The following is a 22,621-nucleotide window of genomic DNA, read 5'->3' as shown; positions in this document are numbered from 1 at the left end:
GATGCGTTGGCCGAGGAGGCCACACCTTATTTGTAATGTTTTGAGGGCATAACAGAGGCCGATTGTAGCCATGCCCAAGCCCTCTCGCACAAGCCGGGAAATCCATTCGGTGATCGCGCTTTTCTGTGATAGGGTTCGCGCCCTCAAAAATCCAACCGACTGTTTTCAACTTGGAATATTCAGTGACAAACGGCCGAATCCAGCAGTGCTGCGGCCTACACGGGTGTTCCACGTTTCATACACATTTTACCCACAACGTTATCCACAGGCAGTACGTTGCTAAGCCCCCCAAAACGCATTATCTTGTAGCTCGGCGCTAAAAAAACCCTACATGTAGGGTTTTCAGCGAAAAGACCCAACACAAATCAGACAAGAAACTCAAGCCCTTTCTTGCTCCTGTTGGGTCTAATCCAAGCATTTTTTGAAAGCCCAAACCGCTCAAGCGGATGGCAGCCGTTTTCCAGCTCCAACAGCGGAAAACGGTACGGGTGTTGCAGTGCTTGAACCTGGCAACTGTCACCCACCAGGAATACGGCCAAGGGCGTTTGAGCCCCGAACCGAAGACTTCGGCATGGAAGCGGCGCGATCAGCTCCCTTCCTCCTGTCCCGAAGTTGTTATGCCAGGCCCAGGCCTGCTGTAAGTGCTTCAGGACGGAACGGTGGGCACCGTGATGGTGCCCAAATAAATATAGAAATGTGGAGACAACCCCCCATGCAAACCGACACAACTCGCGAGAACCCGCAAGGCTCCGTGCCGCAGGCCGCTGATTCGAATATGGATCTGTCCGCCACTGCACCTGGCCAATTGCGCGTGATCAAGCGTAACGGGACTGTCGTTCCTTACACCGATGACAAAATCACCGTCGCCATCACCAAAGCGTTTCTTGCAGTTGAAGGCGGCACCGCTGCTGCCTCGTCGCGCATCCACGACACCGTTGCCCGCCTGACCGAACAGGTCACCGCGACCTTCAAGCGTCGCATGCCGTCGGGCGGCACCATCCACATCGAAGAAATCCAGGACCAGGTCGAACTGGCCCTGATGCGTGCCGGCGAGCAGAAAGTGGCCCGCGACTACGTGATCTACCGCGATTCGCGCGCCAAGGAACGTGCCGTCCGCACCCCGGCCGAAGAAGCCGCCGTGCAAGCGCACCCGTCGATCCGCATCACCCTGGCCGACGGCAGCTTCGCCCCGCTGGACCTGGGCCGCCTGAACACCATCATCACCGAGGCCTGCGAAGGCCTGGAAGAAGTCGACGGTGACCTGATCCAGCGCGAAACCCTGAAGAACCTGTACGACGGCGTGGCCTTGACCGACGTCAACACCGCCCTGGTGATGACCGCCCGTACCCTGGTTGAACGCGAGCCGAACTACTCGTTCGTGACCGCGCGCCTGCTGATGGACACCCTGCGTGCCGAAGGCCTGGGCTTCCTGGGCGTGGCCGACAGCGCCACCCACCACGAGATGGCCGACCTGTACGCCAAGGCGCTGCCTGCCTATATCGCCAAAGGTATCGAATTCGAATTGCTGAACCCGATCCTGGCCACTTTCGACCTGGAAAAACTCGGCAAGGCGATCAATCACGAGCGCGACCAGCAGTTCACCTACCTGGGCCTGCAAACTTTGTACGACCGTTACTTCATCCACAAGGACGGGATCCGCTTCGAACTGCCGCAAGTGTTCTTCATGCGCGTGGCCATGGGCCTGGCGATCGAAGAGAAGCACAAGGAAGACCGTGCGATCGAGTTCTACAACCTGCTGTCGTCCTTCGACTACATGTCGTCCACTCCGACCCTGTTCAACGCCGGTACCCTGCGTCCACAGCTGTCGAGCTGCTACCTGACCACCGTGCCGGATGACCTGTCGGGCATCTACCACGCGATCCACGACAACGCCATGTTGTCCAAATTCGCCGGTGGCCTGGGCAACGACTGGACACCAGTGCGCGCACTGGGTTCGTACATCAAGGGCACCAACGGCAAGTCCCAGGGCGTCGTACCGTTCCTGAAAGTCGTGAACGACACCGCCGTAGCGGTCAACCAGGGCGGCAAACGCAAAGGCGCCGTGTGTGCCTACCTGGAAACCTGGCACATGGACATTGAAGAGTTCATCGAGCTGCGCAAGAACACCGGTGATGACCGTCGTCGTACCCACGACATGAACACCGCCAACTGGATCCCTGACCTGTTCATGAAGCGCGTCTTCGATGACGGCAAGTGGACCCTGTTCTCGCCATCCGAAGTGCCGGACCTGCACGACCTGACCGGCAAGGCCTTCGAAGAGCGCTACGAGTACTACGAAGCCCTCACCGAATACCCAGGCAAGGTCAAGCTGTTCAAGACCATCCAGGCCAAGGACCTGTGGCGCAAGATGCTGTCCATGCTGTTCGAAACCGGCCACCCATGGCTGACCTTCAAGGACCCTTGCAACCTGCGCAGCCCGCAGCAGCACGTGGGCGTGGTCCACAGCTCGAACCTGTGCACCGAGATCACCTTGAACACCAACAAGGACGAGATCGCCGTTTGCAACCTGGGCTCGATCAACCTGCCGAACCACATCGTCAACGGCAAGCTGGACACCGCCAAACTGGAACGCACCGTCAACACCGCCGTACGCATGCTCGATAACGTGATCGACATCAACTACTACTCGGTGCCACAGGCGCAGAACTCCAACTTCAAGCACCGTCCGGTCGGCCTCGGCATCATGGGCTTCCAGGACGCACTGTACCTGCAGCACATTCCCTACGGTTCGGACGCTGCGGTCGAGTTCGCCGACAAGTCCATGGAAGCGGTCAGCTACTATGCGATCCAGGCTTCCTGCGACCTGGCCGACGAGCGCGGCGCCTACGAGACATTCCAGGGTTCGCTGTGGTCCAAGGGCATCCTGCCGCTGGATTCGCAACAGATCCTGATCGAGCAGCGCGGCCAGAAATACATCGACGTTGACCTGAACGAATCCCTGGACTGGGCACCGGTACGTGCCCGTGTGCAGAAAGGCATCCGTAACTCCAACATCATGGCCATCGCACCGACCGCGACCATCGCCAACATCACGGGCGTATCGCAGTCGATCGAACCGACCTACCAGAACCTGTATGTGAAATCGAACCTGTCGGGCGAATTCACCGTGATCAACCCGTACCTGGTCCGCGACCTGAAAGCCCGCGGCCTGTGGGACTCGGTCATGATCAACGACCTGAAGTACTACGACGGTTCCGTGCAGCAGATCGAACGCATCCCGCAGGAACTCAAAGAGCTCTACGCGACCGCCTTCGAAGTGGACACCAAGTGGATCGTCGATGCCGCCAGCCGTCGCCAGAAGTGGATCGACCAGGCTCAGTCCCTGAACCTGTACATCGCCGGCGCATCGGGCAAGAAGCTCGACGTGACCTACCGCATGGCCTGGTACCGTGGCCTGAAAACCACTTACTACCTCCGTGCCCTGGCCGCGACCAGCACCGAGAAGTCGACCATCAACACCGGTAAGCTGAACGCTGTGTCCAGCGGTAACCACGGTGATGATTCGGTGCTCGCCGCGCCTGCCGGCCCGGCGCCAGTGCCAAAGGCCTGCGCGATCGACGAGCCGGATTGCGAAGCTTGTCAATAAGCTGAGTGACTGTTGAAAGCCCGTTAACTGAAAAGTTAACGGGCTTTGTTCTGTGAGCACAGCCCTCCTGCCGATCATCCTATAAAAATGCGTATGCCTGCCGTTGCTCCTCCATCCGCGGCCGGCCACCTCGCCCTCCCCACAACTCGATCTGCCCTCCAATCACCGCCATCGCATGGCCGCTGTAGGCCACGACGCCCAATACACCACCCGCCAGCTCACCGCTTGAAGATTGCCGGTACAAGCCTTTCAACCCCAAACGATCCAACCCCTCATTCAGCATTTCACCGTCGTTCAAGCTTGCCAACGCATCCCGATAGCTTCTCTGAGCATTGTGGTCGTTACCATTAAGCGGCCCCTTATGGCCCTCTATTTGGGCCCGCTTGGCACAGGCTGCGTATAAAAAGTTGGCGTCGGTCATCATGGCCGGATCATCGCCCATGAAACGGGCCTGCTGTGCCGCCTGCTGCAATTCGCCCTTGCTCAAATGAAGCCGAAATCCATCTCGCATTTGAACATCCCAACCATCGCCAGCTGCTTTCACGTCTTTGAAAATATCAGTGGGCTTCTGACCAAACTTCATCATTGCAGCTTTAATTGCTGCAACCGTGGTGCAATTTCCATCTGGCCCCTGCTTGAAACCCGACCAGATGTTGCCAGCCTCTCTGCCCATGCCCGGTGCTTTCCCAGGATTGCTTTTGTCTATCTTGTAGTCGTTGAAACGAGCCCCTTCGGTAAAGGGCTTGTTAGTCATGGACTCCAGGGTGCCAAAGTCTTTCGGATTAACGCTCCTGCCACCACCACCACCACCACCACCACCTGGCGATGGAGAGGGAGAGGGCGGTGCCACACCGCCACCCTCTTCAGGGAACCACTCCTTCAGCAGCCGCCTGAGAAACTCAAGAAAACCGCCCTCAGCTTCGTCAATCAGTTTGCTAAGTGCCTCCTTGAATTTTTCGCTACCCCGTTCCTCGCGAAGATCCTTCAGCTTGTCGCGCAAATCCTGAGCCAATTGTTTTTTTGAGCCTTGCCCTGCATCAAACAGCTCGTTGAGCAACTGCTTGACCCTCGACACTTCAGCCCCAGACTCGACGGGAGTCGACTTCCCTGAAGCAATACCGGGCACGAACATTACGCGCCCACCGCCTGATGCGGACACTCTTGAACTCCACATCTTCACCCCTCCATTGATTGATGAGCCTGCAGGCTCTGGACCAATCAGTGGCAAGGCAGGAATGGAGTGTTCCTCTCCATGCATTTCAACGCGTAACCCGCAGCGTCTAGAGGCCTTTTCCCACACTCAAAAAAAAACCCCTCTTACGAGGGGCTTCTTGTGGAGCGCTACCGCATCAGGTCATCTGAATGATGGTCTGCATGATGGTGCTCTGGGTGGAGATGGTCTTGGCGTTCGCCTGGTAGTTGCTCTGGGCCTTGATCAGGTCCACCAGCTCGTTGGTCAGGTTGACGTTGGAGTTCTCCAGGGAGTTGGCCACGATCGAACCCAGGGTACCGGATTGCGGGGCATCGTAACCCGGCTGGCCCGAGGCGAAGGTCTCTCTCCAGGTGGTGCCGCCCGATGGCTGCAAGCCTTGCTCGTTGTTGAAGCTGGCCAGGGAGATCTGGCCGATGGCCTTGCTCTGCTGGTTGCTGAACGTGGCGAACATTACGCCATTGCCGTCGATTTTCAGGCCGGTGATCTGGCCAGTGGCGTAACCATCGGTGGTCGGCGGGTTGCGGTAACTGGCGGAGTTGTACTGGGTGATATTGGCCATGTTGACGGCAATGTTTGGCGCTGTAGCCTTGTTAGCCGTCCATACGCCGTTGGTCACCGAGCCCGGGATCCAACCGGTGAGCGTCAGGGTCGTGCCCGCCACACCACCGGTGCTGATACCCGTCAGTTTACCTGCACCGTCAAAGCTCAATATCGACGGCACGGGAGCAGTAGTACCGGTGGTGGTAGGCTTGGAGCCATCCAGGTTACGACCGTCAATCAGCGTGTAGGAACTCCACTGGTTGGCGTCGGTTTTCACCATGTACTGCACCATCTCGTGGGAGTTGCCCTGGGAGTCATAGAGGGTGGTGCTGTACTGGGTGGTGAAAGTGGTGGTGTCGGTCGGGTCGAACGGCTTGGTGGTCTGGTTGATCACCGGCTCCGACGAGTTCAGGTTACTGGTGGAGTCCACTTTGGTGGACGCCTTCGGTGGCAGGTACGACAGGTTCAATTGCAGGTCGGTCAAGCCGCCTTTGATGATCTTGCCGTCGTCATCTGCCGCGTAGCCCTGCAGGCGCGAGGTACCGGTGTTGTTGGTGATATAGCCGTCTTTGTCGGCACGGAAGGCACCGCTACGGGTGTATTCCAGCGAGCCATCGCTGCCCTTCTGCACGAAGAAGCCACCGCCCTGGATCGCCATGTCCAGCACGCCGCCGCTGTTGTTGACGTCACCCTGGGTGAACTGTTGGGACACCGCTGCCAGGTTCACACCGTTGCCGATGCTGTTCTGGCCGGTGCCCAGTTTGGACGCGGCGTAGATATCCGCGAATTCCGCACGGGACGACTTGAAGCCAGTGGTCGCAACGTTGGCAATGTTGTTGCCGGTTACGTCCAGTTGTTTGTTGGCCGCATAGAGGCCGCTAAGGCCGATATTAAAAGACATGTTTCTCTCCCTCTGCCGTATTTAGCCGGCTCTATGTACCGATAGTCTGAATTTGCGACAGCTTGACGCTGCCCATGCCACCTGCAAGGTTCAGCAGCATTTCGCCGCCGGTCTTGCTCAACGTCACGCTGGTCACCGTTGCCGGCAACGAAGTCGCCATGGCCACCGACTCACCCTTGTCGTTCTTGGTCGTCGCCGCGAAGGTGTAGGTGCCGGCCGGGGCGACCTCACCGTTCTCGTTCTTGCCATCCCAGATAAAGTCTGACGAACCCGCGCTTTGGGCACCCATATCGATAGTGCGCACCACGTTGCCGTCTTTATCGGAGATCTTGATCGAGACGTTGCCCGTCGCCGCAGTCACCGCCACCGAACCGGTCATGCTCTTGCTCGTGTCCACCAAGGCCTTGTTGGTCTGGGTAATGATCGAGCGCCCCACCAGCGACGAAGCCTGCAGCGCCTGCGACGAGCTGAAGTTACTGGAGATCGCATTGACCGAGTCGTTCAGGGTGTTGATGCCTTCCAGGCTGCTGAATTGCGCCAGCTGGGCCACGAACGCACCGTTGTCCTGAGGCGACAGCGGGTTCTGGTTTTTCAGTTGGGTCACCAGCAGTTGCAGGAACGCATCCTTGCCCAGGGACTGGCTGCCCGTCGCCGTCTTGGTAGCGTCGGCGACGGTGGTGTTGTCGGTGGCGGTCTTGACCTTGGAGTTGAAAAGGTCCTGGACTGCCGTGTTGGTCGTGGTATCAACGATGGCCATTATTTGGCGCCCCTTATCACTGACCCAAGGTCAGGACCTTCTGCATCATGGTTTTGGCGGTGTTCATCATTTCCGCGTTGGTCTGGAACGAGCGGCTGGCGGAGATCATGTCTGCCATTTCCTCGACCACGTTGACGTTGGGGTAATAGACATAACCCTTTTCGTTCGCAGCAGGATGGTTCGGCTCGTAACGGGCCTCGAGGTTGCTCTGGTCTTCGACCACACCGAGGACCTGCACGCCCTGGCCGGCGGCGTCCTGGTTCTGGAACAGCGAATCGCTGCCACCGCTCTGGCCGCCCTGGAACATGGTGGCGAACACCGGGTGACGGGCGCGGTAGGTCTGGTCGATGCTCGAAGACACGGTCTCGGCGTTGGCGATGTTACTGGCGACGGTGTTCAAGCGCGTGGTCTGCGCGCTCATGCCACTGCCGGCAATATTGAAAACACTGGACAGGGACATGGCTTACTCTCCACGCAGGGCTGACATCAGCCCTTTGAATTTACTGTTGAGCAGGGTAAAGCTGGCCTGAAAGTTCACCGAGTTCTCGGCATAGGCCGATTGCTCCAGCTGGGCGTCGACGGTGTTCTGGTCGATCGACGGCTGCATCGGCGTGCGATACAGCAGCGACTCGTCACCACTGCTCAGGCCTTGCGCTTCGATATGACGGCTGTTGGTCATGTTCAAGGCGAAGGTGCCGTTCTTGGTCTTGTCCTGCTGTGCGGCGAGCACGGCGGAAAAATCCAGGTCCCGAGCCTTGTAGTTCGGGGTGTCGGCGTTGGCAATGTTGTTGGCCAGGACTTCGGCACGCTGGGCGCGGAAGCCCAGGGCTTGTTCGTGGATACCGAGCGCTTTATCGAAGCTGATGCTCATGGCGGAAACCTTTAGGCTGACCTGCTGTTAACAGGGTTATAGCAAGGCGCATGCCAATATTTGATACCCCCGTAAATCAAGGGGTTGCGAGGAGTTTGCCGGCGGCAATGCCAGAAAAGCGGCAACGGGTTTCCGCGTGGCGCCAGTAAAGCGGCAATGGGGAGTTGCCGCTTTCTTTAACTTTGCCGCAGAAACAAATATGGGAGGGGGCAAGCCCCCTCCCATATTATTATGTGGCCTGATTATTTAGCCTGGTAGATGATCCCAGGGCTGCATTGCACCATCTGGAAGTGATCCGGCAAACCATTGAGCGCCTCGGATGCACCGAGAAACAGGTAGCCGCCACGCTTGAGGGTGCCGTGGATGCGCAACAGGATGTCTTTCTTCACCTCGGCCGAGAAGTAGATCAGCACGTTGCGGCAGAACACCATGTCGAACTTGCCCAGGCTGGCGTAGCTGTCGAGCAGGTTGAACGAGCGAAACTCAACACGGTTCTTGATCGGCGCCTTGACCGCCCAACGCCCTGCCCCTTTCGGGTCGAAGTAACGTTGCAGGCGTTCCTGGGACAAGCCACGGCCCAGGGCCAGACTGTCGTACTCGCCGGTCTTGCAATTAGTGAGCATGGTGCCGGACAGGTCGGTGGCGACGATCTGCGCCCCGGCTTTAAGCTGGCCCATGTTGGTCCGCTCGAACTCATCGATGGACATCGAAATCGAGTACGGTTCCTGACCCGAAGAGCAGGCGGCCGACCAGATACGCAGGCGCTGGCCCGGGCTGGCCTTGATGGCCTCCGGCAGCACTTTGCTCTTGAGCACTTCAAAGGGGTAGGTATCGCGAAACCATAGGGTTTCGTTGGTGGTCATGGCATCGACCACCATCTCTTTGAGGCCACTGCGCGGCTGGCCCTGGATCCGTTGAACCAACTCGCCCAGGGACTTGATGCCCTGCTGCTCCATCAGTTTGTTAAGACGGCTGGATACCAGGTATTGCTTGTTTTCACCGAGCAATATGCCACAGGCTTTTTCCAGGAAGACCCGGAACTGTTCAAAATCCAAATTACCCGTAGACACTGATACCGCCTCTAAAATCGTATGACCGCCAGGGGAAAACCCTAGCCGTGATCTGCTGCCTTGATCCGGTCGACTACCCGGGATGCCAGGTCATCAGGGCGGAATTTGGCCAGGAAGTCATCGGCACCGACTTTCTTGACCATCGCCTGATTGAATACGCCCGACAACGAAGTATGCAGGATGATATGCAGTTTTTGCATGCGTGGATCGCTGCGTATCTCAGCAGTGAGGGTATAGCCGTCCATTTCCGGCATCTCGATGTCAGAGATCATCATCAAGAATTCTTCTTCCGGCTTCTTGCCTTCATCCACCAGCTTACGCAGGTAATCCAACGCCTGGCGCCCGTCATTGAGGGCGACAACGTCCACGCCGACGGTTTGCAGGCAGCGAGTCACCTGTTTGCGCGCCACCGAGGAGTCATCCACCGTCAGCACACGCAGCGAGACCGCCTTGTGGGCCGTTTCGGCGTCGACCACACCCACGGAAATCGACTCCGAGGTGGGCGCCACTTCGGCGAGGATCTTCTCCACGTCGATGATCTCCACCAACTGGTTATCGACCCGCGTCACCGCCGTGAGGTAGTGATCGCGACCAGTGCCCTTGGGCGGCGGATGGATCTCTTCCCAGTTCATGTTGACGATGCGTTCCACCGAGCGCACCAGGAAACCCTGGGTCTTGGTGTTGTACTCGGTAATGATCACGAACGGGTTCTCGCGATCCTGCAGGCCAGCCGAACCGGTGGCCAGGGCCAGGTCAAGAATCGGGATAGTCGCACCACGAATATTCGCCACACCGCACACCACCGGACTGGACTTGGGCATGATCGTCAGCTTGGGACATTGCAGCACTTCCCGCACCTTGAATACGTTGATGCCATACAGCTGCTTGCCATCCAGGCGAAACAGCAGCAACTCCAGGCGATTCTGCCCTACCAGCTGTGTGCGCTGGTTTACTGAATCCATTACTCCTGCCATGCCATGACTCCTACGCTAAAACCTTTGGCTATACCTACAAGGGCGGCGCGCCCCCAACACTAAAACGGCACGAGCTTTGCTGTTTGTTGAATTATGGACATTAAAACGACAGTTTCCCGACGCCTTCACCTGACACGGTTTTGCAGATTGCTCTGCGTACCGCTGGCGCTGCTTGCCTTCAGCCTGGGCACCACGGCCCGTGCAGAGAACGTCACCTTGCCTGATCTACTTATCGGCGTCACTCAAGGCTTTCTTGAGTTCACTGTAGAAGATTATCTGGCAACCACACAGACGCCGGGGCGTTATGAAATCCAGGTCAACCAGTTGGACCCGCGTCTGCGCATGCCGATGTGCGACAAGGAATTGACAGCGACCCTGGAAAGTCCCGCCCAACCCATCGGGCGCGTAACGGTAAAGGTACGCTGCGAAGGCGCCTCGCCCTGGACCGTGTTCGTACCGGCCCAGGTCAAATTGTTCCGTGATGTGGTGGTGGTTGCCCGCCCACTGAAACGCACGGGCATCATCGGTTTCGAGGACGTTGTATTGCGTGAACGCGACATCAGCCAGATCAGCCAGGGCTACCTGACATCCCTGGACCAGGCCATCGGGCAAAGATTGACCCGACCAGTGGTCACCGATCAAGTGATTACCCTGGTGCACCTGGAACAGGCCGAGGTCATCCGCAAGGGCGACCAGGTGGTGATTTCAGCGAGCAGCGGCGGCTTGAATGTGAAAATGCCGGGCGAAGCACTGTCCAACGGCGGCATGAGCGAACAGATTCGCGTCAAGAACCTCAACTCCAACCGCGTGATCAAGGCGCGGGTGACAGCCCCAGGGCAAGTCGAGGTCGCTTTATAGATTACTGGTACAGGACGCTGGGTTTTCCTACACTGTGCACGAGAGGCCCCGTGCGGAGATTTATTGTCATTCGCGCCTAAAGTTTGTCCGGGTATGGCCGAAAACATGGCAAGCGTCCAAATACCCAGAGGTTTTTTTATCATGGTCATCGATTTCAGCCGTTTGAATAACACCCCGACGACGTCAGGCACTACGCGCACCACCAGTCCCAAGGACAACGTAGAAGCCAAGGCCCCGGCGCTGCCCGCCAAGGCAGAACAGGCCAGTGCCAGCCAGAGCGGGGAATCCGTACACCTGAGCAATGAGGCTCAACAGTTGCAGAAGGTCACTGACTCGCTGCGCGATCAACCGGTCGTCAATAAAGCCCGCGTGGCCGAATTGAAACAGGCGATCGCCGATGGCAGCTATAAAGTCGACAGCAACCGTGTAGCCAGCAAGCTGCTTAACTTCGAAGCCGAGCGCTAGGCAAAGGCCTGCGCAGGGCTTTTGGACGCTTAAAACCCAAGGCCAGCCATGCATCACGACGAACATTTGCTTCAACTGATCATTGATGATCTAGCGCCGACGCAACAATTGCTCGAGCTGCTCAAAGAAGAATCACTGGCCCTCTATGGCCGGGACATGCCGCTGCTGGAAGAAATTCTGGCACGCAAGCAGTCGTTGATCGTCCTGCTGGAACAGCACGGCAAAAAACGCAGCCAGATCCTCATCAGCCTCGGCCTGCCGGCAGACCACGACGGCCTGGCGCAGTTGGCCAGCCACTCCTCGGTCGGCGATCAACTGCTGGCCCAGAGCAAAGAACTCAACCAATTGCTCGCCCAGTGCCAGGAAGCCAACCTGCTTAACGGTCAGTCGATCCAGCTTCAGCAAGCCACGACCGCCAACCAGTTGCGTATACTCCACGGCGGAGAGCCTCCGGCACTCTATAACGCCCAGGGCTCCACCTCGCGCCTGGTCAAGCCAAGCACCCGCAGCCAAGCCTGACACCGGTTTACAGCGCGCCCTATCCAAGGCGCGCCACATGCTGGCAAAATGCCGGTTCTTGCGTGTAGTCGTATTTTGTCTGGAGATGGAAGAACCGTGTTCAACGCCCTTAATGCGGAAGATGCCCCGCAGCCACCCAAGGTCCTCACCACGCCTCTGGAAATCGCCGGCACCTTGCGGATGCTGCAAGACAGCCATGATCCGCTGATCATCACTTTCCACGAACGCAGCCAGCGCTTCCAGAGCTACCTGGTGGACGTCAACCGCGACAGCAACATGCTGGCGCTGGACGAAATGATCCCCCGCGACGGCGAGCGCCACCTCGAAAACGGCGAACCCTTTCGCATCGAAGGTTTCCATGATGGCGTACGCGTCGCCTGGGAAAGCAAAGGCACCCTGACCATCAGCGAAAAAGGCGGCCACCGTATCTACACCGGCAGCCTGCCGGACGAGGTGGTCTACCATCAGCGCCGCAATGCCTTCCGCGCCGCGTTGAAGCTGGCGCAACTGGTGAATATCGAGCTGGGCGGCGAGAAACTTCAGCTGCCGGTCAACGGCAAACTGCTGGATATTTCCGCCACCGGCTGCAAATTGCGTTTTGAAGGGGATATTTCCGAGCGCCTGCAACTGGGCCAGGTCTACGACCGTTTTATCGCAGCCCTGCCGTTTGGCAGCATGACCACCGCCGTCGAACTGCGATACCTGCACTTCGAAGAAAGAATCAACACGACCTTTGCCGGCGTGCGCTTCCACAACATGAGTGGTTTGGTGCAACGCCAGGTCGAGCGCTTTGTGTACCAGCTGCAGCGTGAAGCACGACGGTTCGACAAAGACGACGATTTTTGATCCTTAACGATCGCAGAAAAAAACGGGCAGACCCTTTGGGATCTGCCCGTTTTTATTTTCAGGGGCGCGCCCTGCTCAATTCGTGAGGATGCTCGTCCGGCCCCAGGGGCTCAGGTGGCCCTTCGAAGACGGGCTCATCCACCGGCGGCTCCGGATCGACCTGCGGCTCGGGATCAGGGACAGTCTGCATCTGCTCCTGCACCACCTGCTCGTCGACCCGCGGGTCCAGCGCCGCCACCAGCGGTGAACTCGACATACTGTCGGGCATTGCCACGTGATGCAGGGGGGCATCTTCCACCTGGTGCAGATTGGTCACCGCCTTAGGCCGGATTCGCCACACCAGGATCAGCGCGCACAGACTGAAAAACGCATACAGCATCTGGCTGCCGAACAGCTTCATCACCACACCCGCCAGCAACGGCCCGACGCTGGCGCCGATACCGTAGGTCACCAGCAGCATGGCCGTCAGCGATACCCGGCGATCCCCTTCCACATGGTCGTTGGAAAACGCCACCGCCAAGGGATACAGGCAAAACTGCACGAGAGAACACAGGAAGCCCGCCACGAACAGCACCTCCAGCGGCACCTGGGTCATGATTGCCAACGGCAGTGCCGCCACCGCCAGGCACAAGGCAAAGCAGCGGATCAGCAGCGCGCGATCATAACGATCCGACAACCAGCCCAGGGGCCATTGCACCAGCAACCCGGCAAAAATGCAGCTACCCATGAACAGACCCACCTGTTCGGTGCTCAGCCCTTGCTGGGAGGCATACAGCGGCGCCAGGCCGTAGAACGAACCGACGATCAACCCCGCCCCCAACACCGTACTCAACGACTGCGGCACGCGCTTGATAAAGAAGCGCGGCTCCATCGGCGCAGGATGCAAGGCCGCCGGGTGAATGCGCCGGGTCATGGCCACCGGCACCAGGCACAGGGCGAAGCACAGCGCCACCAGCATCAGCAGCTCAAGGCCAAGCTGGGGATGCATCACCAGTATCAACTGGCCCAATACCAGACCCAGGTAGGAGGCGATCATATAACCGCTGAACACTACGCCACGCTGCTTGGCATCTGCCTGCTCATTGAGCCAGCTCTCGATGACCATGTACTGGCACATCATCCCCAGGCCCACGATTATCCGCAGCACAATCCAGGCCGGCAGCCAATCGACCAGGCCATGGCCCAGCACCGCCGCACCGACAATCCCGGCACAGGTGGCATAGGCGCGGATATGCCCGACCCGGGCAATCAGGCGATGCCCGATCTTGCCGCCCAGTACCAGGCCAAAGTAGTTGGCCGCCATCAGCGCACCCACCCAAAGGCTGTCGACATGGTCGGCCGCCAGGCGCAAGGCCAGGTAGGTACTGAGCAGGCCGGAGCCAATCAGCATCATCAAGGAGGCGAAATAAAGGGCTCGAAAAGATTTCCAGATCTGGCGCATCGGCGTTCCGAGCGGCTCCTTGCGGTGAGAGACAGGGCTATCGGCATGATAGTCCGGGGTGACCGGGTCCGGACAGGCAACATGCGCTGTTTCCGGGGATTATTTTGCTTAACAGCTCAGACGCTGTCGGATGGCGCGCAAGGTACATGGTTGCGACAAATACATCACGGCACCTGCTGTGAACCTTGATCGGCGGCAAGGTTCGACCTGCGTGCAAAAAGATCGAGCACGCACAAAAAAGCCCCGCCAGGAGGTTCTGTACGGGGCTTTCTCTATGGGCTACGAATCTGGTGTCCCAGGGCCGGTTCGAACGGCCAACCTTCCCCTTAGGAGGGGGATGCTCTATCCAATTGAGCTACTGGGACAAATGACAGCCATCAGGCCAAGGGCACTGCGACGGACGGCGTGCATGTTAACGGCCGAGGTGGGTTTTGTCATGTCGTCCGTGGGCTTTTTAAGTGTAGGCCGAGCCTTGCCCGGGCAATTGCGGTTTCGCCCCGCGAATACGGGCACCTGGCCTCATCGTGCAAAATGCAACCACCCAAAATGCCAGCATTGCAAATTGCAATCCTTCAGCCCGCCAAATCAAACTCAAGCCATTGATTTTATTGAATTAATACATTGGCACGACACCTGCAACAGTTCTCCTGCAAACCCCATTCAGCCAGTGCGTTAAACGGAGAACATGACCATGAACAGTGCCATTCTGTTAGCTCTCAACACCGTCGCCCTGGCTGCACTGGTGATGTTCCACTTTCAATCGACTGGCAGCAACGACCCCGCCCAGATCAGCCAGCAGGCAGTCCCCCATCACTTGCAACAACGTCCGCAACTGGCCGTGATGACACCGAATGCACAAGCGCCAGTACGCCTGACTCAAGGCACCCAGGCCGCGCCGGCATCTGAACACTGGGTTTTTTAAGGACGCTGATCATGAGCAAATTTGCCTGGCTGTTCCTGAGCCTGACCATCGCCACTGGCCTTATGGGCCTGAGTGCAAGCTCCCAGGATGGGCAAACCAGCGCATTCGTCGCCGCCGGCGTTTTCGCAGGCCTGCTTCTGTTGACGCTCGTCGTGGGTCGCCGAATCAAATTTGACCCGGTTTTACGCTGACCCCTCCCTTCTCTGCACTGCCCTCCCCCTACCTTATGTCGCCTCGTCCTAGTAAATCGGCAAATTGCCACTAGTCTTAAAACTAAGGGCAAAAGGCCACTTTGCTATAGGATGTGCGACCTCAAACCCTGTGGTGGCCTGGACTTACGGGAAGTTCCCTCGTGGAATCACTCATGGAAAAGTTTTCCAACCAGTCCGCAAAAATGCAAATGAGTGCTGGCATAAAGCCTCTAGGCAGTTCAATATTTGTCACAGAATTGACGCCAAGGAACTGGCAAATCTGAGGCATGATGCGGCCTCTTTGCAATTCGGGTTGAACTTTGGTCGTGAGTCTTGTCTTAACACTCATCTTGCGGCCAATTCCAATAACCGCTCCCCTGAACTAACCGGTTAAATATATGCGCCCATTGAAACAGGCAATTTATTCCAGCCGTACGGCTGACAAGTTCGTCGTACGTCTGCCAGACGGAATGCGGGAACGCATTGCCGAGGTGGCTCGCAATCATCACCGCAGCATGAACTCCGAAATCATCGCGCGCCTGGAGCAGAGCCTTATTCAGGAAGGTGCGCTGGGTGACGAACTGAGCATGCGCCTGGACAGCCCCGAGCTGTCGCTGCACGAGCGCGAACTGCTGCAGCGTTTTCGTCAGCTCTCCCACCGCCAGCAAAATGCCCTCGTCTCGCTTATCGCGCACGACGTAGAGGCGGCCGCAGAAGCCAATTGATCCGCCACTGAAAGCCGAAGCCAGCCCTGTGCTGGCTTTTTTTTGCCCGGGATTCACAGGGCTCGACATTCTTATCACGTAGCAGAGGGCGCCCGGCCGAGACAGATCAGAGCAGGAAGATCGTCGCCAAACCGAGGAAGATGAAGAAGCCACCACTGTCGGTCATGGCCGTGATCATCACGCTGGCGCCCATGGCCGGGTCGCGCCCAAGGCGTGCCAGGGTCATGGGGATCAGCACCCCCATCAGGGCCGCCAGCAGCAGGTTGAGGGTCATGGCAGCGGTCATCACCACCCCCAGGGACCAACTGCCGTACAGCAAGTAGGCCACCACGCCAATCACCCCACCCCACACCAGGCCATTGATCAGGCCCACTGCCAACTCCTTGCGCAGCAGGCGCGAAGAGTTGGCGGTACTGACCTGGTCCAGCGCCATGGCGCGTACGATCATGGTGATGGTCTGGTTGCCCGAGTTACCACCAATGCCTGCCACAATCGGCATCAATGCCGCCAGGGCCACCAGCTTCTCGATGGAACCTTCGAACAGCCCGATCACACGGGAGGCGATAAACGCGGTAATCAGGTTAACGGCCAGCCAGGCCCAGCGGTTATGCAGGGAACGCCAGACTGACGCAAAAATATCTTCCTCTTCACGCAAACCCGCCATGTTGAGGACTTCGGTTTCACTCTCTTCACGAATCAAGTCGACGATTTCGTCGATGGTCAGACGGCCGATCAGCTTGCCGTTCTTGTCGACCACCGGGGCAGAGATCAAGTCGTAACGCTCAAAGGCCTGCGCTGCGTCGTAGGCATCCTCATCGGGGTGAAAGCTCACGGTATCGCTGGCCATCAGGTCAGCAACCTTTTTCTCCGGATCGTTGACCAACAGGCGCTTGATCGGCAGCACGCCCTTGAGAATGCCTTCATAGTCGACCACGAACAGTTTGTCGGTATGACTCGGCAGCTCTTTCAGCCGGCGCAGGTAACGCAAGACCACTTCCAGGCTGACGTCTTCGCGGATGGTGACCATCTCGAAGTCCATCAGTGCGCCGACCTGATCCTCGTCATAGGACAACGCGGAGCGCACGCGCTCACGCTGCTGGCCGTCAAGGGCCTCCATCAACTCATGGACAACATCACGCGGCAACTCTGGAGCCAGGTCGGCCAGTTCGTCAGCGTCCATCTCCCTGGCGGCCGCCAGGAGCTCGTGATCGTCCATGTCGGCGATCAGGGTTTCACGGACCGAGTCGGATACTTCGAGCAGGATGTCGCCGTCGCGGTCGGCCTTGACCAACTGCCAGAGGGTCAGTCGATCATCCAGGGGCAAGGCTTCGAGAATGTAGGCAACGTCGGCGGAGTGCAGGTCATCGAGCTTGCGTTGCAACTCGACGAGGTTCTGGCGGTGGACCAGGTTTTCGACAAGGTCGTTATTCGGACCATCCTGGCGGTGCGTGAAATCTTCGACCACGCGCTGGCGCTGCAGCAGCTCGATGACTTGAGCCAGGCGATCCTGCAGGCTTTCTTGTGTTTTCTTTACTTCTACTTCGGTCATAGGCGAACTCCACTCCCAGCAGCGGGGCACGCCGGAAGGATCAATCAGTCAATTCATGATTGGTAAAACGGGGTACTGAGTAACTACTGGGTAAGTCCATGGAGGTATTCCATAAGCCCCGGCGGGGCTGACGGGCGCAATGATACACCGTGCGTCCGGTTTTAACGTCAAAAAACTGGAAAGAACAAGCGCTTGCGAGCCAAAGTTGAGTATTGGCCACACCTATTCAACTGCGACGCCATCACCGGAATGGAAAACACATAAGGAAGGAGAAAAAGATAAGGATCCACACAAACCCCAGACGGCAAAAAGCCCGCACTAGGCGGGCTTTTTGTTTGTATGGTGCACTCGACAGGATTCGAACCTGTGACCGCTCGGTTCGTAGCCGAGTACTCTATCCAGCTGAGCTACGAGTGCATATTGTGTTTTTAGACCAGATCACAACTGGTTGAAGCCGAGCTACCTGCATTACTGCAACTAACTCTTAAATGGTGCACTCGACAGGATTCGAACCTGTGACCGCTCGGTTCGTAGCCGAGTACTCTATCCAGCTGAGCTACGAGTGCATTTGTTGCCGCGCATTATAGGCCGTTCAATCTCTATGTAAAGCTATTTTTTCGTTTAATTTCAACAACTTAACGAAAAAACCAGATTGCAACGTACTAAGCAAATAATGGCGGAGAACGGGGGATTCGAACCCCCGACACCCTTTTGAGGTGTACTCCCTTAGCAGGGGAGCGCCTTCGGCCACTCGGCCAGCTCTCCGCAACACGGGGCGTATATTAACCACGTTCATCCCCGTTTGCAAACATAAAAAACGATAAAAATTAAAGGCTTGGTTCTTCGTCCTTCTCTTTCTTGATCCGCAAGAAGATTTCCTCGCGATGAACCGCCACCTCTTTCGGAGCGTTAACCCCGATACGCACTTGATTGCCTTTGACGCCGAGCACGGTCACGGTGATTTCGCCATCACCGATAATCAGGCTTTCTGCGCACCGACGAGTCAGAATCAGCATACCTTTCTCCTCACGCATTTCATTTCAGGAACAACAGTCTGCAAAAAAAAGGCGTTCGACCTACGACTCCATAGCCATAGCCCTAACGGCCTAAGTATTGTCGAGCGCACGCAAAAGACCATGCGCCCTACAAAAAAATGAAAGGCGCGGTAAACCGCGCCTTCCTGGCATTGCATCACTCGCCCTGTCGGGCCGGAGCATCCAGCTCAAAAGCGGTATGCAGCGCGCGTACAGCCAGCTCCAGGTACTTCTCTTCAATCACCACCGAGACTTTGATTTCCGAGGTAGAGATCATCTGGATATTGATGCTTTCCTTGGCCAAAGCCCCGAACATGCGGCTGGCAACGCCGGCATGGGAACGCATGCCCACACCTACGATCGAGACCTTGGCAATCTTGGTATCGCCGACCACTTCACGGGCGCCAATTTCGCTCGCGGTGTTCTCCAGGATTTTCAACGCCGCATCGTACTCGTTGCGGTGCACGGTGAAAGTGAAATCGGTGGTGTTATCGTGCGAGACGTTCTGCACGATCATGTCGACTTCAACATTCGCATCGCTGATAGGGCCCAGAATCTTGAAGGCCACGCCCGGGGTGTCTGGCACGCCACGGATCGTCAGCTTGGCTTCATCGCGGTTGAAAGCGATGCCGGAAATGATCGGCTGTTCCATGGATTCCTCTTCATCAATAGTAATGAGGGTGCCCGGACCCTCCTTGAAGCTGTGCAATACGCGCAGCGGAACGTTGTACTTGCCGGCGAACTCCACCGCGCGGATCTGCAACACCTTGGAACCGAGGCTGGCCATTTCCAGCATCTCTTCAAAGGTGATCTTGTCCAGGCGCTGGGCCACGGACACCACACGCGGGTCGGTGGTGTAGACGCCATCCACATCGGTGTAGATCTGGCACTCGTCAGCCTTGAGGGCCGCAGCCAGGGCCACACCGGTGGTGTCAGAACCGCCACGCCCGAGGGTGGTGATGTTGCCGTGCTCGTCCACACCCTGGAAGCCCGCTACAACTACCACGCGACCGGCTTTCAGATCAGTGCGAATTTTCTGGTCGTCAATCTGCAGGATCCGCGCCTTGGTGTGCGCGCTGTCGGTGAGGATGCGCACCTGGCTGCCAGTGTAGGACACGGCAGGCACGCCACGCTTGTTCAGGGCCATGGCCAGCAAGGCGATGGTCACCTGCTCGCCGGTGGACACGATCACATCCAGCTCACGCGGCAGCGGCTGTTGCTCGCCACTGATGGCCTTGGCCAGTTCGATCAGGCGATTGGTCTCGCCGCTCATGGCCGACAGCACCACGACCAGGTCGTCACCGGCATCGCGGAATTTCTTAACCTTGTCGGCCACCTGCTCGATTCTTTCGACAGAGCCGACCGAGGTGCCTCCAAATTTCTGTACGATCAAAGCCATTTCCAAGCCGCCTCAGCCCGTAAAGGGGCGCCTAATATCCAATCAACCAGCACAGAACAGCCCGTGACTAGACCACGGGCAGGTTAACAGTGCCTTAAATACCTGCCTCGACAAATGGCACGGTCAGGGCCAGGGCCGCGTCCAGGGCACTGGCGTCTACACCACCGCCTTGCGCCATGTCCGGACGACCGCCGCCCTTCCCGCCCACTGCCGCAGCGGCTTGCTTCATCAAATCACCGGCCTTGAGTTGGCCAGTCAGGTCCTTGGTTACACCGGCAACCAGCACGACCTTCTCCTCATGGACACTGCCGAGCAGGATCACTGCGCGGCCGAGCTTGTTCTTCAACTGATCGACCAGGGCCAACAGCGCCTTGCCGTCCTGACCGTCCAGGCGTGCAGCCAGGACTTTCACGTCCTTGACGTCAACGGCCGAAGCCGACAGATCGTCGCCCGCAGCGCTGGCCGCCTTGGCTTGCAACTGCTCCAGCTGTTTCTCCAGCGCACGGTTGCGCTCCAGAACGGCGGACAACTTGTCGATCAGGTTGTCGCGACTGCCCTTGACCAGGCTGGCCGCTTCCTTGAGTTGTTCTTCAGCCGCATTCAGGTAGGCCAGGGCCGCAGCGCCGGTCACCGCCTCAATACGACGCACACCCGACGCCACGCCGCCTTCGCTGATGATTTTCAGCAGGGCGATATCGCCGGTACGGTTGGCGTGGATACCGCCACACAGCTCCACCGAGAAGTCGCCGCCCATGCTCAGCACGCGCACGTTGTCGCCGTACTTCTCGCCGAACAGCGCCATGGCGCCCTTGGCCTTGGCCGTCTCGATGTCAGTCTCTTCGGTTTCTACCGGGGAGTTCTTGCGAATCTCAGCGTTGACGATGTCTTCCAGGGCCTTGATCTGCTCCGGCTTGATCGCTTCAAAATGGCTGAAGTCGAAACGCAGGCGCTGGCTGTCGACCAACGAACCTTTCTGCTGAACGTGATCGCCCAGCACCTGGCGCAGCGCGGCGTGCAGCAAGTGCGTGGCCGAGTGGTTCAGCGCGGTGGCATGGCGTACGTCGGCATCGACCTGGGTGTCCACCGGCGCACCGACCGTCAGGTTGCCCAGCACCAGCACGCCGTGATGCAGGAACGCACCGCCGGTCTTGGTGGTGTCGCGTACCTCGAAACGACCGGAGGTCGAGCTCAGGAAACCACAGTCACCGACCTGGCCACCGGATTCGGCGTAGAACGGCGTCTGGTCCAGGACCACAACCGCTTCTTCGCCTTCGCTCAACACGTCGACCGACTTGCCGTCTTTATAAATGGCAACGATCCTGGCCGCGCCGACGGTCGCCTTGTAACCGGTGAATTCGGTGGGCACGTCAACCTTGACCAGGGTGTTGTAGTCCAGGCCAAAGGAACTGGCGGAACGGGCGCGCACGCGCTGGGCTTCCATCTCACGCTCAAACCCGGCTTCGTCGACGGTCAGCTCGCGCTCACGGGCGATGTCGGCGGTCAGGTCCATCGGGAAGCCATAGGTGTCGTACAGTTTGAACACGACATCGCCCGGCACCACGGTGCCTTTGAGCTCGGCCAAGTCCTGCTCCAGAATCTTCAGGCCGTGCTCCAGGGTCTTGGAGAACTGTTCTTCTTCAGCCTTGAGCACACGCTCGATGTTGTCCTGCTGCTGCTTGAGTTCCGGGAAGGCATCGCCCATCTCGGCAACCAGCGCGGCCACGATCTTGTAGAAGAAGCTGCCAGTGGCGCCCAGCTTGTTACCGTGACGGCAGGCGCGACGGATGATACGACGCAGCACGTAGCCACGGCCTTCGTTGGACGGCAGTACACCGTCGGCGATGAGGAAACCGCAGGAACGGATGTGGTCCGACACCACCTTGAGGGACGACTGGCTTTCATTGGCACAACCAATGGCTGCGGCCGACGCGCTCAACAGGTTGGTGAACAGGTCGATCTCGTAGTTGGAGTGAACGTGCTGCATCACCGCACTGATCCGCTCCAGACCCATGCCGGTGTCTACCGAAGGCGCTGGCAGCGGATGCAGCACGCCATCGGCGGTGCGGTTGAACTGCATGAACACGTTGTTCCAGATCTCGATGTAACGGTCGCCGTCTTCTTCCGGCGAGCCCGGTGGGCCACCCCAGATGTCGGCGCCGTGATCGTAGAAAATCTCGGTGCAGGGGCCGCATGGGCCGGTGTCGCCCATGGTCCAGAAGTTATCGGACGCGTAAGGCGCGCCCTTGTTGTCGCCGATACGAATCATGCGCTCGACGGGCACCCCGATTTCCTTGGTCCAGATGTCATACGCTTCGTCGTCCGTGGCGTAGACGGTCACCCAGAGTTTTTCCTTGGGCAGCTTCAACACGCCGGTCAGGAAGGTCCAGGCGAAGGTAATCGCGTCTTTCTTGAAATAATCGCCAAAGCTGAAGTTACCCAGCATCTCGAAGAACGTGTGGTGGCGGGCGGTGTAGCCGACGTTTTCCAGGTCACTGTTCTTGCCGCCGGCACGCACGCACTTCTGGCTGCTGGTGGCGCGGGTGTAGGCGCGTTTTTCCTGGCCCAGGAAGCAGTCCTTGAACTGGTTCATCCCCGCGTTAGTGAACAGCAGGGTTGGGTCATTGCCTGGGATCAAGGAGCTGGAGGAGACACGGGTGTGACCTTGCTCTTCGAAGAAGCGAAGGAAGGCTTCACGGATTTCTGCGCTTTTCATAGGTTCTTCCACGGAGGCTGCGGCCA

General features: G+C 58.2%; 20 protein-coding genes and 4 tRNA genes. 8 read left to right on the top strand and 16 right to left on the bottom strand.

The features are described from left to right. Positions 1–712: 712 nt before the first annotated feature. The gene (locus Q8X51_RS27650) at positions 713–3,607 is read left to right on the top strand and encodes a ribonucleoside-diphosphate reductase subunit alpha (RefSeq protein WP_065947763.1); all 2,895 of its coding nucleotides are present in this window, start codon (positions 713–715) and stop codon (positions 3,605–3,607) included. 79 nt (positions 3,608–3,686) lie between these two features. Here the strand turns inward: Q8X51_RS27650 and Q8X51_RS27645 are convergent, their stop codons facing one another. The 7 genes from Q8X51_RS27645 to Q8X51_RS27615 form a co-directional block, all read right to left on the bottom strand. After that, entirely contained in the window at positions 3,687–4,739 is a 1,053-nt protein-coding gene (locus Q8X51_RS27645; protein WP_407694772.1) for a hypothetical protein, read from the bottom strand. Positions 4,740–4,956: 217 nt separating this feature from the next. Further along, the gene (gene flgE / locus Q8X51_RS27640) at positions 4,957–6,261 is read right to left on the bottom strand and encodes a flagellar hook protein FlgE (protein WP_065926182.1); all 1,305 of its coding nucleotides are present in this window, start codon (positions 6,259–6,261) and stop codon (positions 4,957–4,959) included. A 31-nt stretch (positions 6,262–6,292) separates the two neighbouring features. Then, positions 6,293–7,018 carry a flagellar hook assembly protein FlgD gene (gene flgD, locus Q8X51_RS27635; RefSeq protein ID WP_027607786.1) on the bottom strand — a complete coding sequence of 242 codons (726 nt, stop codon included), beginning with the start codon at positions 7,016–7,018 and terminating at the stop codon, positions 6,293–6,295. Positions 7,019–7,034: 16 nt separating this feature from the next. After that, complete coding sequence (flgC, locus tag Q8X51_RS27630; RefSeq protein WP_024076985.1) at positions 7,035–7,478, bottom strand: flagellar basal body rod protein FlgC; 444 nt, start codon at positions 7,476–7,478, stop codon at positions 7,035–7,037. Between the two features lie 3 nt (positions 7,479–7,481). Further along, the gene (flgB, locus tag Q8X51_RS27625) at positions 7,482–7,889 is read right to left on the bottom strand and encodes a flagellar basal body rod protein FlgB (protein ID WP_003175633.1); all 408 of its coding nucleotides are present in this window, start codon (positions 7,887–7,889) and stop codon (positions 7,482–7,484) included. A gap of 242 nt (positions 7,890–8,131) precedes the next feature. Beyond that, the gene (gene cheR / locus Q8X51_RS27620; RefSeq protein WP_027607785.1) at positions 8,132–8,959 is read right to left on the bottom strand and encodes a protein-glutamate O-methyltransferase CheR; all 828 of its coding nucleotides are present in this window, start codon (positions 8,957–8,959) and stop codon (positions 8,132–8,134) included. Between the two features lie 41 nt (positions 8,960–9,000). Next, positions 9,001–9,933, bottom strand: coding sequence for a chemotaxis protein CheV (locus Q8X51_RS27615; RefSeq protein WP_027607784.1), 933 nt, complete (start codon positions 9,931–9,933; stop codon positions 9,001–9,003). Positions 9,934–10,026: 93 nt separating this feature from the next. On the opposite strand from Q8X51_RS27615, the gene flgA reads away from it, so the two are divergent. From flgA to Q8X51_RS27595, 4 genes are all read left to right on the top strand, one after another. Continuing rightward, positions 10,027–10,791 carry a flagellar basal body P-ring formation chaperone FlgA gene (flgA, locus tag Q8X51_RS27610; RefSeq protein WP_330216336.1) on the top strand — a complete coding sequence of 255 codons (765 nt, stop codon included), beginning with the start codon at positions 10,027–10,029 and terminating at the stop codon, positions 10,789–10,791. Positions 10,792–10,932: 141 nt separating this feature from the next. Further along, positions 10,933–11,256 (top strand): flagellar biosynthesis anti-sigma factor FlgM, encoded by a 324-nt coding sequence (gene flgM / locus Q8X51_RS27605; protein WP_065939081.1) that lies wholly within the window; start codon positions 10,933–10,935, stop codon positions 11,254–11,256. Between the two features lie 48 nt (positions 11,257–11,304). Beyond that, entirely contained in the window at positions 11,305–11,775 is a 471-nt protein-coding gene (locus Q8X51_RS27600) for a flagella synthesis protein FlgN (protein WP_027607781.1), read from the top strand. 96 nt (positions 11,776–11,871) lie between these two features. Beyond that, positions 11,872–12,621: a flagellar brake protein gene (locus Q8X51_RS27595; protein ID WP_065926185.1), complete on the top strand. Its 750-nt coding sequence runs from the start codon at positions 11,872–11,874 to the stop codon at positions 12,619–12,621. A gap of 58 nt (positions 12,622–12,679) precedes the next feature. Here the strand turns inward: Q8X51_RS27595 and Q8X51_RS27590 are convergent, their stop codons facing one another. Together Q8X51_RS27590 and Q8X51_RS27585 are read right to left on the bottom strand one after the other, a co-directional pair. Continuing rightward, on the bottom strand, positions 12,680–14,062 hold the full coding sequence (locus tag Q8X51_RS27590; protein ID WP_065926186.1) for an MFS transporter: 1,383 nt from the start codon (positions 14,060–14,062) through the stop codon (positions 12,680–12,682). Positions 14,063–14,350: 288 nt separating this feature from the next. After that, positions 14,351–14,427 (bottom strand) — tRNA-Arg (locus tag Q8X51_RS27585). Positions 14,428–14,753: 326 nt separating this feature from the next. Between Q8X51_RS27585 and Q8X51_RS27580 the strand changes: the two genes are divergently transcribed. The 3 genes from Q8X51_RS27580 (at position 14,754) to Q8X51_RS27570 (ending at position 15,900) form a co-directional block, all read left to right on the top strand. After that, positions 14,754–14,984 (top strand): hypothetical protein, encoded by a 231-nt coding sequence (locus tag Q8X51_RS27580; RefSeq protein ID WP_065926187.1) that lies wholly within the window; start codon positions 14,754–14,756, stop codon positions 14,982–14,984. An 11-nt stretch (positions 14,985–14,995) separates the two neighbouring features. Next, positions 14,996–15,175 (top strand): PA3371 family protein, encoded by a 180-nt coding sequence (locus Q8X51_RS27575; RefSeq protein WP_027607777.1) that lies wholly within the window; start codon positions 14,996–14,998, stop codon positions 15,173–15,175. Positions 15,176–15,573: 398 nt separating this feature from the next. Beyond that, positions 15,574–15,900, top strand: a complete 327-nt coding sequence (locus tag Q8X51_RS27570; RefSeq protein WP_003175643.1) for an Arc family DNA-binding protein — start codon at positions 15,574–15,576, stop codon at positions 15,898–15,900. Between the two features lie 106 nt (positions 15,901–16,006). On the opposite strand, the gene mgtE is transcribed toward Q8X51_RS27570, so the two are convergent. From mgtE to alaS, 7 genes are all read right to left on the bottom strand, one after another. Next, positions 16,007–17,449: a magnesium transporter gene (gene mgtE / locus Q8X51_RS27565; RefSeq protein ID WP_065926188.1), complete on the bottom strand. Its 1,443-nt coding sequence runs from the start codon at positions 17,447–17,449 to the stop codon at positions 16,007–16,009. A 340-nt stretch (positions 17,450–17,789) separates the two neighbouring features. Continuing rightward, positions 17,790–17,866, bottom strand: a tRNA-Arg gene (locus Q8X51_RS27560). A 72-nt stretch (positions 17,867–17,938) separates the two neighbouring features. Beyond that, positions 17,939–18,015 (bottom strand) — tRNA-Arg (locus Q8X51_RS27555). A gap of 108 nt (positions 18,016–18,123) precedes the next feature. Continuing rightward, positions 18,124–18,214, bottom strand: a tRNA-Ser gene (locus Q8X51_RS27550). Between the two features lie 62 nt (positions 18,215–18,276). Then, positions 18,277–18,465, bottom strand: coding sequence for a carbon storage regulator CsrA (csrA, locus tag Q8X51_RS27545; protein WP_003233512.1), 189 nt, complete (start codon positions 18,463–18,465; stop codon positions 18,277–18,279). 175 nt (positions 18,466–18,640) lie between these two features. After that, positions 18,641–19,882, bottom strand: a complete 1,242-nt coding sequence (locus tag Q8X51_RS27540; protein WP_027607775.1) for an aspartate kinase — start codon at positions 19,880–19,882, stop codon at positions 18,641–18,643. A 94-nt stretch (positions 19,883–19,976) separates the two neighbouring features. Continuing rightward, complete coding sequence (gene alaS, locus Q8X51_RS27535; protein WP_065947828.1) at positions 19,977–22,595, bottom strand: alanine--tRNA ligase; 2,619 nt, start codon at positions 22,593–22,595, stop codon at positions 19,977–19,979. Between the last annotated feature and the right edge of the window lie 26 nt (positions 22,596–22,621).

This window comes from Pseudomonas sp. Yb2C2 (assembly GCF_052112325.1).
Classification (GTDB): domain Bacteria; phylum Pseudomonadota; class Gammaproteobacteria; order Pseudomonadales; family Pseudomonadaceae; genus Aquipseudomonas; species Aquipseudomonas marginalis.
The sequence above is the reverse complement of the archived record's forward strand: the minus strand, read 5'-3'. Positions and strand labels throughout refer to the sequence as shown.